At 75.1% G+C, this 12,190-nt stretch carries 14 protein-coding genes and 1 pseudogene; all 15 read left to right on the top strand.

All coding sequences use genetic code 11. The features are described 5' to 3' along the window. A pseudogene (locus tag AE652_RS06045) lies at positions 1 to 400 on the top strand (hypothetical protein); the annotation flags it as partial. Beyond that, on the top strand, positions 397 to 885 hold the full coding sequence (locus tag AE652_RS06050; RefSeq protein WP_049650113.1) for a hypothetical protein: 489 nt from the start codon (positions 397 to 399) through the stop codon (positions 883 to 885). The pseudogene AE652_RS06045 and the gene AE652_RS06050, both read left to right, overlap by 4 nt. A gap of 16 nt (positions 886 to 901) precedes the next feature. Then, a complete protein-coding gene (locus AE652_RS06055; RefSeq protein WP_049650114.1) occupies positions 902 to 1,321 on the top strand; it encodes a hypothetical protein in 420 nt (139 codons plus the stop codon). Between the two features lie 5 nt (positions 1,322 to 1,326). After that, positions 1,327 to 1,653 carry a hypothetical protein gene (locus AE652_RS06060; protein ID WP_159028367.1) on the top strand — a complete coding sequence of 109 codons (327 nt, stop codon included), beginning with the start codon at positions 1,327 to 1,329 and terminating at the stop codon, positions 1,651 to 1,653. 59 nt (positions 1,654 to 1,712) lie between these two features. Then, positions 1,713 to 2,237: a hypothetical protein gene (locus tag AE652_RS06065; protein ID WP_049650116.1), complete on the top strand. Its 525-nt coding sequence runs from the start codon at positions 1,713 to 1,715 to the stop codon at positions 2,235 to 2,237. A gap of 122 nt (positions 2,238 to 2,359) precedes the next feature. Next, a complete protein-coding gene (locus tag AE652_RS06070; protein ID WP_049650117.1) occupies positions 2,360 to 4,633 on the top strand; it encodes a hypothetical protein in 2,274 nt (757 codons plus the stop codon). Positions 4,634 to 4,934: 301 nt separating this feature from the next. Then, a complete protein-coding gene (locus AE652_RS06075) occupies positions 4,935 to 7,202 on the top strand; it encodes a hypothetical protein (RefSeq protein WP_049650118.1) in 2,268 nt (755 codons plus the stop codon). 160 nt (positions 7,203 to 7,362) lie between these two features. After that, positions 7,363 to 7,602, top strand: a complete 240-nt coding sequence (locus AE652_RS06080) for a hypothetical protein (protein ID WP_049650119.1) — start codon at positions 7,363 to 7,365, stop codon at positions 7,600 to 7,602. 207 nt (positions 7,603 to 7,809) lie between these two features. Next, entirely contained in the window at positions 7,810 to 8,895 is a 1,086-nt protein-coding gene (locus tag AE652_RS06085) for a hypothetical protein (protein WP_049650120.1), read from the top strand. Continuing rightward, positions 8,892 to 9,287 (top strand): hypothetical protein, encoded by a 396-nt coding sequence (locus AE652_RS06090; RefSeq protein ID WP_049650121.1) that lies wholly within the window; start codon positions 8,892 to 8,894, stop codon positions 9,285 to 9,287. Before AE652_RS06085 ends, AE652_RS06090 begins: the two co-directional genes overlap by 4 nt. A gap of 8 nt (positions 9,288 to 9,295) precedes the next feature. Beyond that, positions 9,296 to 9,448 (top strand): hypothetical protein, encoded by a 153-nt coding sequence (locus AE652_RS46200; RefSeq protein ID WP_159028368.1) that lies wholly within the window; start codon positions 9,296 to 9,298, stop codon positions 9,446 to 9,448. Positions 9,449 to 9,626: 178 nt separating this feature from the next. Next, on the top strand, positions 9,627 to 10,538 hold the full coding sequence (locus tag AE652_RS44855; RefSeq protein ID WP_049650122.1) for a hypothetical protein: 912 nt from the start codon (positions 9,627 to 9,629) through the stop codon (positions 10,536 to 10,538). Positions 10,539 to 10,576: 38 nt separating this feature from the next. Beyond that, positions 10,577 to 11,080, top strand: a complete 504-nt coding sequence (locus AE652_RS44860) for an ATP-binding protein (protein WP_049650123.1) — start codon at positions 10,577 to 10,579, stop codon at positions 11,078 to 11,080. A gap of 16 nt (positions 11,081 to 11,096) precedes the next feature. Further along, a complete protein-coding gene (locus tag AE652_RS06105) occupies positions 11,097 to 11,501 on the top strand; it encodes an RRQRL motif-containing zinc-binding protein (RefSeq protein ID WP_049650124.1) in 405 nt (134 codons plus the stop codon). A gap of 142 nt (positions 11,502 to 11,643) precedes the next feature. Next, positions 11,644 to 12,033: a hypothetical protein gene (locus AE652_RS06110; protein ID WP_049650125.1), complete on the top strand. Its 390-nt coding sequence runs from the start codon at positions 11,644 to 11,646 to the stop codon at positions 12,031 to 12,033. Positions 12,034 to 12,190 lie beyond the last annotated feature (157 nt).

The following is a 12,190-nucleotide window of genomic DNA, read 5'->3' on the forward strand; positions in this document are numbered from 1 at the left end:
CGGGCGCGGTGGCGGGGTGGCGACGGCCCCGGCCCCGGTGTACGCGCCGCCGGTCGAGGTCCACCACCACTACTACCCGGCCGCCCCCGCCCCGGCCGCCCCCGCCGCGCCGCGGTTCGACGTCCGGCGGATCCACCCGGTCGCCAACGGCCTCGCGGCCGCGACCGGAGTGGTCCTCGCCCGCGGGCCGGTGAACGAGGCCTTCCACTGGGTCTCCGACCCGATCGGCCTGCCCGTGTGCGGCCTGGTCGTCGCCGGTGTCCTGGAGTGGTGCTGGCACCGCTACCGGGGCCTGTGCTGGCTCGCGCGGGTCTTCACCTTCTCGATGGTCGCCTCGACGGTCATCACCCCGGCCGGGCAGCAGCTGATCGGCTACCTCATGACGCGGGCCGCCTGGTGAGCCCGGCCCAGCTCTCCCTCGGCGGCCTGGCCCTGGCCGTCGCCGTCCTGGTCTTCACCGTCGCCCGCTGGTGGCGCCGCGGCTGCGAGATGCCCGGCGCCGCCGCCCTGGCCGCCGGCCTGCTGACCGGCCTCCTCGCCGCCCTGTGCTCCGGAGGCCTGCTCGGCTGGGCCGCGCACCGCCTCGTCCGCGAGGCCACCAACCCCCTCGGCAACCGCCTCGCGGGCACCGGCTCCGCCCAGCTCCTCCCCCAGGCCGCCCCGGCCGGACTGAGCATCGGCGGCGGCGTCGCCACCACCGTGCTCCTGGCCGTCGTCGCGCTGGCCTGGCGCTGCTGCGACTACCAGCTGCGCCGCCAGCTCACCGCCGGGATCGTCTCCGGCTCCGCGCTCGGCCTCGCCGGCGGCATCTCCGGCCTGGCCGCCGCCACCCTCATCCCCGCCGTCAACTCGCTGGGCGGCCAGATCCTCGCCGCCTTCCACTGACCGTCAGGAGACCACAGTGGACCTGCACCTGCTGTCCCCCGTCCCCGTACCGGCCGGCCTGCTCCTCGCGGGCCTCGCCGCCCCCTACCTGACCAACACGGTCCGGATCCTCACCCGGCGCCCGCGCCCCGCCGACCGCGGCGCCCGCCTGCTGAGCACCGCCCCCGGGCTCGGCATGGTCGCCGGCGTCGCCACCATCTGGTCCCCGTACCTGGCCGACGACGTGCCCCTGCCGTCCGGGCCCGCCGCCGTCGCCGCCGTCTACCTGCTGGGCGCCTGCGTCAGCTCCTGGCGGATGCCGGCGCAGCCCAGCCCGGCCCGCCGGGCGGCGTACCACCGGCTCGTCACCCCGCACGCCTGGATGGTCGTCGGCACCGGCCTGCTCACCGCCTCCTACCTGGCCACCGGCCTGATCACGGCCCTGAGCGGGATGTGATCGGCATGGACCACCTCGACCGCCTGCCCCTGGCCGTCGCCCTCGGCGCCGCGTACGGCGCCCTCCTGCACCACTTCGCCCCGCGCCCCACCTGGCAAGCCACCCGCCTCGGCCGGCTGCGCCCGGTCCTGTGGGGCGCGGGCCTGGGCGCGGCGGCCGGCGTCGTGCGGTGCACGCCGGTCCTGCGGCACGCCGCCTGGGTCGTCCTGATCGACCACCCCTGGTGGATCGACCCCGCCGTCTGCGGCGCCGCCGCGGCGGCCGTCGCCGCCCTGGCCGTCCGGATCCGGCGCCGGGAGCGCGACAACCCCGAGCACACCGACCAGACCTGACCCCCGGCCGCCCGTCGGCGGCCGTTCTTCCCTTCCCCTCTCCCCCGGAGGTCACCACCGTGTTCGTCCCCGCCACCACGCTCACCATCGGCGGCCTGTTCGTCGGCATGGCACTGCCGCTGTGGCACATCAGCAGGTTCGCCGTCGGCAGCATCAAGGGCAGCGCCGGCGCGACCAAGGGCGCACTCGACCTGCTGCCGCTCGGCGTCGGCATGCTCTACGGCGGCATCGCCACCGCCACCACCTCGGGTTTGATCGGATTCTCGACCGGCGCGATCACCTGGTTCGGCAACGCCGCCGGGAGTCTGACGATGTGGGGCGGCACCGGCGGCCACACCACCCTCAACGCCCGCTCCAGCCACCTGGAGCTCACGGGCATGGGCAACCTCGTCCTGCTGCTGCTCACCGTCGCGGTCCTGGGCGCCTGGAAGGCCGTCCCGAAGAAGGCCAAGCCGAAGATGCGCCTCGGCATCATCAGCGGGATCCTCCTCGGCTTGTCCGCCACCCTCGGCGGCCTGGTCATGGCCACCGTCATCCCGCTGGTCAACTCGGCCGGCGCCGCCCTCGTCGGCACCATCGCCTGACCCGGTCCGGACGCCACCGGTCGCCCACGCCCCGCACCGCGCCCCCAAGCGCGGCCGCGGCGCGCGGGCGGCCGCAACCGCCCGGACCGAACCCGCCCAGCAGAGCGCCCTGGAGACGCACCATGACGACCTATCCGCCCGAACGCGTCATCATCGACCTCGCCGACGAGGGCGAGTTCCTCGGCCCCGACGACCCGGGCCCGGACACCCGCACCGGCGCGGGCACCGACAGCCCGACCGCCGAGAAGGCCGGCTCCGGCCGGGCCGCCCGCCTCACCAAGACCATCGGCGCGGCCGTCACCGCGCAGGCCCGGCGCGAGTACACCGCGTTCCGTGAGGGCTTGACCGTCCTCAAGGACGAGACCGGCGCTTGGGCGGCCGCCTCCCAGGAGACGCCCGCCCACCTGCGTGCCGCCCTGCTCAACCGCCGCTACTCCACCTGGCGGGTCAAGCGCAGCTCCGAGATCGAGGCCTTGGAGGAGAAGGCCGCCGAGTTGGAGAAGCAGGCCCGCCGCGCCGCGGCCGCCGGCCAGGTCGACGACGCCACCGCCGCCGACCACAAGCAGGCCGCCACCGCCGCCGCCGTGCTGCGGGACGAGGCCGCGGCCTGGCGCCAGCGGGTCCGCGAGATCCACCAGCAGCCCTACACCGGCCACATCGACCCCAGCGACGACGAACTCGAAGGGCAGCGCCGCCGCACCGCCAACCGCCGCTGGGCCGCGCTCGCCACCCTCGGCCTCGCCGTCGGCGGATTCGAACTGGCCGTCGGCAGCCTGCTGCTCCCGGCGCTCACCGCCACCGGCATCCTCCTCACCGGCTGGGCGAAGGGCCGCATCCCCGGCTGGCGCCGGGCCCTCCCGGACGTCCCCGCGCTCGCGTACGAGACCGAGACCGACAAAAAGAAGGAGAAGAAGAACAAGATGGAGAAGACCGAGCAGGCCGAGCAGACCGCGAGCGTTGGCACCGACTCCCAGCCCCTGCGGATCGGCCAGGCCACGACCGAGGAGGAGGCCGGCACCGCCATCCTGCGCGCCCTGATCGGGGAGGGCCTGGCCATCGGGTCGGTCACCGACGTCACCCGCGAGAAGTGGGGCTGGAAGGCTACCGCCCACCTCACCAAGGGCAAGCCCGCCGACCTGGTCCTGCGCCTGCCGCAGCTGGACGTCGCCCTCGGCGTGCGCCACGGCGGCGTGATGGCGCAGCCGCAGATGGCCGCCGCCGGATCGGTGGTGCTCCGCATCCTGCTGGGCGACCCGTTCGACCCGATGCCGCCGCACCCGCTCTACGCCCCGCGCTCGAACTCGATCCTCAAGCCGTTCTCGCTCGGCCCGTCCATGGACGGCAGCCCCACCCAGGTCACCATCGCCGGGCAGAACATCATGGTCATCGCCGTCCCCGGCGGGGGTAAGTCCGCGATCGTGCGCACGCTCGCGGACTACATCACCAGCTGCACCGACGCGATCGTGGTCGACGTCGACCCCACCGGCCGCGGGCTCGGGCCGCTGCGGCACCTGGCCGCGATGACCGCCTACGACGCGCCGCGGATCGACGACGTCCTCGACTGGGCGATCCGTGAGGCCGAGATCCGCACCGAGCGGATGGGCGACGACGTCGACAACTGGCAGGTGACGGACGACTCGCCGGCGGTGTTCGTCATCGTCGACGAGCACCCGCAGCTGACCAAGACGCAGAAGGCCAAGGTCATCAGGCTCGGCCGGATCGGCCGCAAGGCCCGCGTCACCGTGGTCCTGCTCAGCCAGGACGCGACCAGCGACGTCGTCGGCGACGCCATCGCCGACGTCTTCGGCATCCGGATCATGCTGCCGTGCCGGAAGGCCGACGTGCCGTTGGTGGTCGGCTCGGACACCGCGATCTCCGAGGGCTGGATGCCGCACCGCCTGGTCCCCAGCCCCGGTGACTGGGACCTCGCCGACGCCGGGGCGTTCTACATCATCGCCCCCGGCCTGCGTGACCCGATCCTGCGGAAGGCCACCTTCCTCGACGCCCCGACCGCCACGCTCCGTACACAGGAACGGCTCGCCGCTGGCGCCGTCACCATCACCCCGGAGCCCGCCGACGGAGGCGACGACGAGAACCTGCCGCCGGTGCTGATGTCGATCCGGGCCGCGTTCGAGAAGCACGGCGACCCGGACTTCCTGCTCACCGACCAGATCCTGGACCACCTCGCCACCACCGGAGACGAGTGGCGGCAGTGGGACGACAGCGAGCCGGAGCACCGCCGCCGGGAGGTCAAGAAGAAGATCGCCAGGGATCTCAAGAAGGCCGGCCTTCCTCCGCTCAAGACGGTGCGCCGGAGCGACCTGAACAAGGACAACCCGCCCTCCGGAACCTGGCGCTCCGATGTCGAGGCCGCCTTCGAGGGCCTGCCGGAATGACACGCAACGTCACCAGCAGCGGCCTCCCGCGATCCGTCGCCTGATCCGTCCGCGATCCGTCGCCGATCCGTCCTGATCCGTCCCCGCGACAGATCGGCGACGGATCGGCGACGGATCAGGAAACGGATCGTGAGCTGCGAAAACAGATCAGACGGATCAGATCCCCCGCACCCCCGGAAACGGCCCCGACACCCCCGGTCGGGGCCGTTTCCACCCCCTGGCCGCCCCCCCCCGCCGGGCCCCTTCCCTGGCCGCTCAGGCCGCCACGCACCGTCACCACGACAGACAGGAGCCTGCCGCCATGTCCCCGGCCAGCCGCACCCGCGGCACCACCAAGAAGGCCACCCAGGCGTCCTCCGGCCGCGCCCGCACTCGGGCCGACCCGGCCCCGACCCTCCCGGCCGAGCGGTCGGCCGACGAGATCCGGGCCGACGCCGCCGACCGCGCCGCCGACATCCGCGGCCTGGCCGAGGAGGCCGCCGCCGCCCTGCTGACCGCCGCCACCGAGGAGGCCGGCCGCGAGCTGGCGACCGCCGAGCGGTGGGCGGCGGAGGCCGAGCAGCTGCGTGCGGACGCCGCCGCCGAGGCCGAGACGGTCACGCAGCGTGCCGATCTGGCGGTCCGGCGGATCCTCGACCTGGCCACCGACCAGGCCGACCTGATCCGCCAGGCCGCCGCCGAGGACGCCCAGGCGCGGCGCGAGGAGGCCGACACCGACGCCCACACGGCGGCCGACCGGCTGCTGGAGGACGCCACCGCGAGGGCCGGCCGGCTGCTGGCCGACGCCGAGCGGCGCGCCACCGCCGTACGCGCCCAGGCGCAGCAGGACGCCGAGCGGATCGTCGCCGACGCCGAGGAGCGCGCCCTGGCCGTGGCGGCCGGCATCACCGCCACCGCTGAGGAACAGGCCGCCAAACTTCACGGCGAGGCCGAGCGCGCCGCCGCCTCGACACTGCGCCGCGCCGCCACCGACCTCACCGACATCCAGGAGCAGACCGCCGACGCCCGCCACCAGCTGGCGCGCACCCGGGAGAAGGCCACCACCGACCGCGCCCGGGCCGAGCACGAGCTGACCGGCGCCCGGGAACTCGCCGCCACCGTCCAGCGCGACGCCGCCTCGGCCGCCGACCGGACCCTGACCGAGGCCGCCACCGAGGCCGAGGCGATCCGCACCCGGGCCGCCGAGACGGCCCGACAGATCCTCAAGACGGCCGAGGACCGGGCCGAGGAGACCCGCGAGGACGCCGAGGCGACGGCCGGGCGCGTCACCGAGGCCGCCCGAGCCGAGGCCGACACCGCCCGGGAGGAGGCCGCTGCGGCCGCCGACCGGATCCGCGAGGACGCCGAGGCCGAGGCGGCGGAGCTGCGCGAGGAGGCCGGACGACAGGCCGCCGAGCTGCGCCGGCGCGGCCTGGCCGAGGCCCAGGAGCTCCAGGACGACGCCCAGGAGCAGATCGAGCAGGTCCGCCAGCGGGCCGGGGAGCAGCTGCGGCAGGCCGGCTCCGTCCGCGGCAAGGCCGAGGCGGACGCCCAGCGCCTGCTGGTGGCCGCGCGCCGGGACGCCGAGCAGGTCACCGCCACCGCGCTGGCCGAACTCGCCGAGACGCAGGAGCAGGTCGCCGCCCTGCGCGCCGAGCAGGAGCAGCTGGATCAGCGCCGGGCCCAACGGCAGCAGCGCTGGTGGCGCCGGACGCTGCGCCGGGCGGCGGCGAACCGGGCCGGCCTGGTGCCGTTCCTGCTGACCCGGGCCGTGCTCGGGTCCGGCCTGGCGTACACCTCCTACAAGGAGCACGCCCTGGCCGTCACGGCCGGCATGCACTCCGCGCTGGCCTGGCTGCTCGCGGTCTGCCTGGACGGGTGGGTGGTCGCCGCGACCCGCAGCAAGCTCCAGCGGGAGATGCGGATCGCACTCGCCGTGATGGTGCTGTGCCAGATCGCCGCGATCCTGACCGACCTGCACGTCGTCGGGGTCGAGCTGGACGCTCACGGAAAGTGGCGACTGCAGGGGTGGATGGCGATCCCGCTCGCCACGGTCGTCCCGATCGCCATCTGGCGCGTGCACGAGATCATCGACCACGCCAAGGGCGCTCACGGCGAACCCGCCCCCGCCGCCGCCGGACCGGCCGGGCCCGCCGGGCAGCCGGGCGGTGCCCACGACGGTCCCGCCCCGCGCCCGTCGCACGGCGGCCAGCCCCTGCCCACCGCCCACGGCGAACTGATCCCCACGCAGAGCGTCTACGTCCCACGCTCACCTGAGCGCGAGATCACCGCAGGTGGCGGGACCAGCAGCGCTCACCGCGCACTCACCGGCACTCACCCGCAGGACACCGACGCGCACCCGACGGAGACCCTGTCCGGACCCGCGCTCACCTACGCCCGCCGCGCGACCGTCCGCCAGCTCTACACCACTCTCGACCGCCGCCCGCTCGTCTCCGAGATCCACGCCGCGCTCACCGCCAAGCGTCTGATCACCGGCGACGAGAAGACCACGCGCTCAACCTGCCAGCGGCTGCGCGCAGACGTCGAGAAGGCGGAGCCCGCGCTCGCCCCGGCCGTTCGCTCTGCGTAACCGAGCGCTCAAGCACGACGGCCTCCGGGATGAAGAAGACACCCCGGAGGCCAGCCGCACCCGAGGGTGCCGGCAGGCCGGTCTCGCCACCGGCCCGCCCCCATCCTCCCGCACCCGAACCGCACACCACCCCCGTCCCCGGAAGGGACCACCCCCGCCTGTGATCGCCATCGAGCGTGACACCCGCATCGCCGCCCAGCGCCAGCTGCTCCATGAGCGCAGCCAGACCCTCGCCAACCTCCCCAAGGGCTCCCGCCCCCACGCCCGGACCCTCGCCGAGTGCGAGGACATCAGCGACGAGATCGACCGCCTCAAGCGGTGCATCGACATCCCGCGCCCCGTCGCCATGGCCGTGCCCACGCTGCTCGCCGTCCTGCTGCTCGCCCTCATCAGCCGCTGACCGGAAGGGAACTCCATGCGCTTCGTCTACCTGCTCGGCATGTTCGCACCCCTCGTCCTCCTGGTCGTGCTGCTCGCACGCTGACCGGACGACCGGCCTCGCCCCCGGACCGCACCGCCTGCCCGCCGCACCGGCCGGTGGGCGGCACTGCGTCCGGTGGCAGGGGCCGGCCGCCCGGCCGACACCACGACAACGACGGAGGCTTCGTTGACCACCGAGACCGCCCCCACCACGCAGACCACCGAGCAGGACACCGGGAACACCGAGGCGGCGGCCGCGCTCGGCCTGGCCGCCGCCGACCTGGCCCGGATCCTGGAACAGACCGCGCCGCACCGCGGCGACCACGAGTACTGGCCGCGCCTGGCCGTCACCCGCCTCGACGCCGACGCCCACCACCTGCACGCGATCACGACCGACCGGTTCACCATCGCCGTCGCCCGCGCCGCCACGACCACCCTCACCGAGGGCCGGCCGTGGGCGGCGTCGGTGAACGCGGACGACGCCACCATGCTCGCCGCCTGGGCCCGCAGCCGCGGCTACGACGAGCCCGTCCGCCTGCTCATGGACGGCCAGAGCCTGGAGGCCTCCACCCTCACCCTCACCAGCCGGCTCAAGGTGCCCGCCAGCACCGGCGACTACGTCGTCCAGTGGCGGCCCTTCCTGCGCCGACACCTGGAGCAGCCGCCCGCGCCGCTGGACCTGACAGGCCTGGACACCCGGTACCTGCGCCGCTGGGAACAGGCCGGCAACCGCCTCGCGTTCGCCCAGGCCGGGCCCGCGCAGCCGCTGATCGTCTCCGGCCCGGACTTCATCGGCATGCAGATGCCGGTGCGCCACCGCGACGCCACCACCCGCGAGGGCCTCGCCACCGACTGGACCACTCCCGGCGACCGCACGGCCCCCGACACCGCACCCGCGCTTCCGCTGCCCGACCCGGACCAGACCGTCGCCCGGATGACCGGCGACCTCCTCAAGCGCGTGCTGCTCTCCACCCAGGACCTCACCCACGCGCCGCTCGGCGACCACCAGGCCATGGCCGTCCACGCCAGCGCCGCCGCCTACGCCTGGATCGGCCACCGGGTGCTCCAGGCCCTGGCGCAGACCGATCCGCGCCAGGCCGACCGCCTCGTCGTGGACCTGCGCCAGGAACTGGACGCCGGCGACTACTCGGAGAGGGCCTACGACGAGGCCGGCCAGGCCGGCCACGACCCCCAGGCATGGATCGACGCGTACCACGCCCGCCGCGACAGCACCGAGCAGCCCGCAGGCGAGCACACCGAGCGGACGAAGTGAGCATCCGCGCCCAGGCCCTGGGCGGACACGACCGCCTCCTGGCCCTGCTCCGGCAGGCCGCCGACCACGGCCGCATCCGCCTGGACCACGGCCAGGTCCGCATCGGCGACGCCCCCCAGGGCCCCGGCCTCGGCGCCGGGAGCGGGCACCTGTGGGCCCGCTACGCCGGCCGGTGCGGCGCGGTGGTCGAGGTCACCGGCGCCACCCCGTGGCCCAGCGGCCAGGACCGGCCCACCGACACCCCGACCGGCGACCCGCTGGCCTGGTGGTGGTGCACCGGCTGCCACGACGGGCATCGCTGGGACGGGCAGCCGCTTGCCACCGCCCGCGAGCGGGCCACCGGCCACGCCGCGACCTGCACCGCCCTGCCCGCGCTGCCCGACAGCCGCTGACCCCAACCGTGCCCCGGCCCCACGCCGGGGCACGGCACCCCCGACACCACACACCCACCCAGAAGGAAGGCAACGAGATGACCTCCGAGCCCATCCGCTACACCGCCGACGTCGTCGCCACCACGCCGGACGGCCGCGTCCTGCTGATCGAGCGCGGCTGATCGTCCTGGTCCTCGCCCTCATCAGCTGACCCGACGGTCGGCCTCGCCCCCGGCCCGCACCGCCCGCCCGGCACCCAGCCCGGCGGGCGGCGCGCATCCCGGGCACGAGACCGGCCGCCTGGTCACCCGGCAACCGCCATCCGCCCAACCCGCCAACCCCGCAGAACCGGAGACCCGCATGCCCGCCGCCATCACCTTCGACCGCTTCCCCACCTCACCTCTGGCCCTGCGCACCAACAACCCCGCTGACCAGGCCCGCCGCCGCGCGTTCTCCTGCCAGATGGCCCGGGCGGCCACCACCGCCCGCGACCACCTCGCCGACCTCCTGGCCACCACGACCGGCACCGAGGACCGCGTCGCCGCCCTTATCGCCGTCCACACCTCCGTCACCGACTGGCGATACGAGGCCGCCGCCCGCGCCACCGGCCGCCTCGGACAGGGCATCGCCTACGACCCGGCCCGCTTCCGCACCCCCATCGCCGCAGCCGGCACCAACTACGACCGCCTCGGCCCCGCCGGCCGCCTGCGCGACGGATCCACCTGGCACCCGGCCACCCGCACCTACCGCGGCGGCACCGACACCCCCGCCTCCCGCGCCCTGGCCCACTACGGCTCCGTGGCCCAGCGCCGCTTCGCCCGCGAAGCCCCCACCGCCGACATCCTGCAGAACCGGGTCACCCTGCCCGACGGCCGCACCATCCCCGGCAACCGGCTCCTACGCGGCCAGGCCGCCCACCACGCCGCCACCGAACTCACCACCCGCACCGCCGCCCGCGGCCTCCCCACCACCCACATCGAAACCGGCGGCCACCCCCTCTACACCGCCACCCCCGACCCGGCCGACGCCACCCTGCTGCGCGCCGAGGCCCTGCGCATCCTCGCCGGCCCCGGCCTCACCCCCCAGCTCTTCCTGACGGCCCGCTACCTCCTCTTCCAGGCCCCCGTCACGAAGAAGGGGAGCGACGCCGTCACCCGCGTCTTCACCGTCGCCGTCGCCGACCTCCTCCTCGGCACCGACGCCCCCGCCCTGCCCGCCGACATCGACCTGCGCTGCTACGTCCTCGGCCAGCAGGCCGCCACCCGCCCCTGACCGCTGGCGACACAGCCCGCCACCGAGAGGACCCGCCCGTGAACATCACCTTCGAACCCGGCTCGCTGATCGTCCTGGTCGGCGGGAGCGGCGCCGGGAAGACCACCTTCGCCACGCGCTACTGGCCGACGACCTGGCGGCTCAGCCTCGACGACTACCGCGAGATGGCCACCAACTCCGCCGCCGACCAGTCCGCGACGCCGGTCGCCGACCAGGTCCAGACCCTGCTGCTCGACGCGCGCCTCTCCCGGTCGCTCACCACCGTGATCGACTCGACCGGCCTGTACGCGCACGTCCGCGCCGGCCTGCTCGCCCGCGCCCGCTACTGGCAGCGCCCCATCGCCGCCGTGCTGTTCGACATCTCCCTGGAACGCCGGAGCCTCCAGAACCTGGCCCGGGAGCGGGTCGTCCCGGACCACGTCCTGGCCGACCAGGAGCGCCTGGTCCCCACCGCCGAGCAGCTGCTCGCCGAAGGCTTCGCCCGGGTCGAGACCGTCACCGCCACCAGCCCGGCCTATCTCGAACCGGCCCACAGCTGCTGACCGCCAGGGAGCGAGCGTGCGCGCATCCGATCTCGACCCGACCGGCGAGCACCACGGCGGCCTGCCCACCTACCCCTGGCGATACCAGCCGTCCCCAGACCTGATGACCCGCCGCCAGCTGCGCGCCGAAGGCCTGCGCCCCGGCGGCCAGGAACCTGCCGCGCAGATCGTCTGCCGGGGCGGCCAGCGGATCGGCTACCTCTACCGCCGCTGCCTCGCCCTGCCCGTCCGGCCGATGACGGCCGCCCGCTGGCGCTCCCACCAGCGCATGATGCTCGCCCGCCGTACCTGCCCGCTGTGCCGCGCCGTCGGCGAGAGCTGCATCCCGACCTCGCTCGGCTGTTGCCTGGAGTGCGCCAGCGGCCTCGCCCTGGCCGAACTGGAACAGCTCCTTCAGCTCGCTCGCGTCGTCCCGGCCTGACCCGCCGAACGGACCGCCGCCGCCGATCCCGGACCCCGACCGCGCCCAGCAGCCGGCACTGCCGGGGCCGGCGCGGCTGCCCGGTCACCCCGACTCGCCCGCCGCACCCCGGCCACCGCCTGACAACACCCAGGAGACCCCGATGACCACCACCACGACCACGACCACCATCCCGCACGAGATCCGCTGCATCGAGGGCCACCGGATCGTCCAGGCCGAGCTCCTCAAGAGAGCCCCGGGCCTCTACCTGTACGAGCTGCCTGCCGACATCGACCGCGACGGCCCGTGCCGCTGGCGCCTCGGCCACCACTCCGGCAGCCTCCTCGCCGCGTTCCGCACCCCCGACGCGGCCCGCCGGACGGCCGAGGCGATCGGGACCTGGACCGACTGGGCCCTCCACATCGACACCCTGCGCGAGCGCCTCCTCGGCGACCACCGCCACCAGGACGCCCTCGACCAGCTCCTGCGGCACATCGAGAAGGCCGGCGGACACCTGGAGAACTGCGCCTGGTACGGCCCCTACGGCTGCTGACCACCCTTCCGCTCCGGCCATGCCGCCACCCGACGCGGCCGGACCGCTGGCGCCTCGACCCCGGCCAGCACGCCCTGCTCCATCGCCGTCAGGCCGTCACCCGGCCCGCCCTCGCACGCCACTGAGGCGTCCCGGCTGCTGACGTCCGGGCCCTGAC

It is taken from the genome of Kitasatospora sp. MY 5-36 (genome assembly GCF_001182915.1).
Classification (GTDB): domain Bacteria; phylum Actinomycetota; class Actinomycetes; order Streptomycetales; family Streptomycetaceae; genus Kitasatospora.

Excerpts from the sequence above, each read along its gene's own strand:
- AE652_RS06060 (WP_159028367.1), top strand. The coding sequence starts at position 1,327 with ATGGACCACCTCGACCGCCTGCCCCTGGCCGTCGCCCTCGGCGCCGCG.
- AE652_RS06070 (WP_049650117.1), top strand. The coding sequence starts at position 2,360 with ATGACGACCTATCCGCCCGAACGCGTCATCATCGACCTCGCCGACGAG.
- AE652_RS06075 (WP_049650118.1), top strand. The coding sequence starts at position 4,935 with ATGTCCCCGGCCAGCCGCACCCGCGGCACCACCAAGAAGGCCACCCAG.
- AE652_RS44855 (WP_049650122.1), top strand. The coding sequence starts at position 9,627 with ATGCCCGCCGCCATCACCTTCGACCGCTTCCCCACCTCACCTCTGGCC.
- AE652_RS06110 (WP_049650125.1), top strand. The coding sequence starts at position 11,644 with ATGACCACCACCACGACCACGACCACCATCCCGCACGAGATCCGCTGC.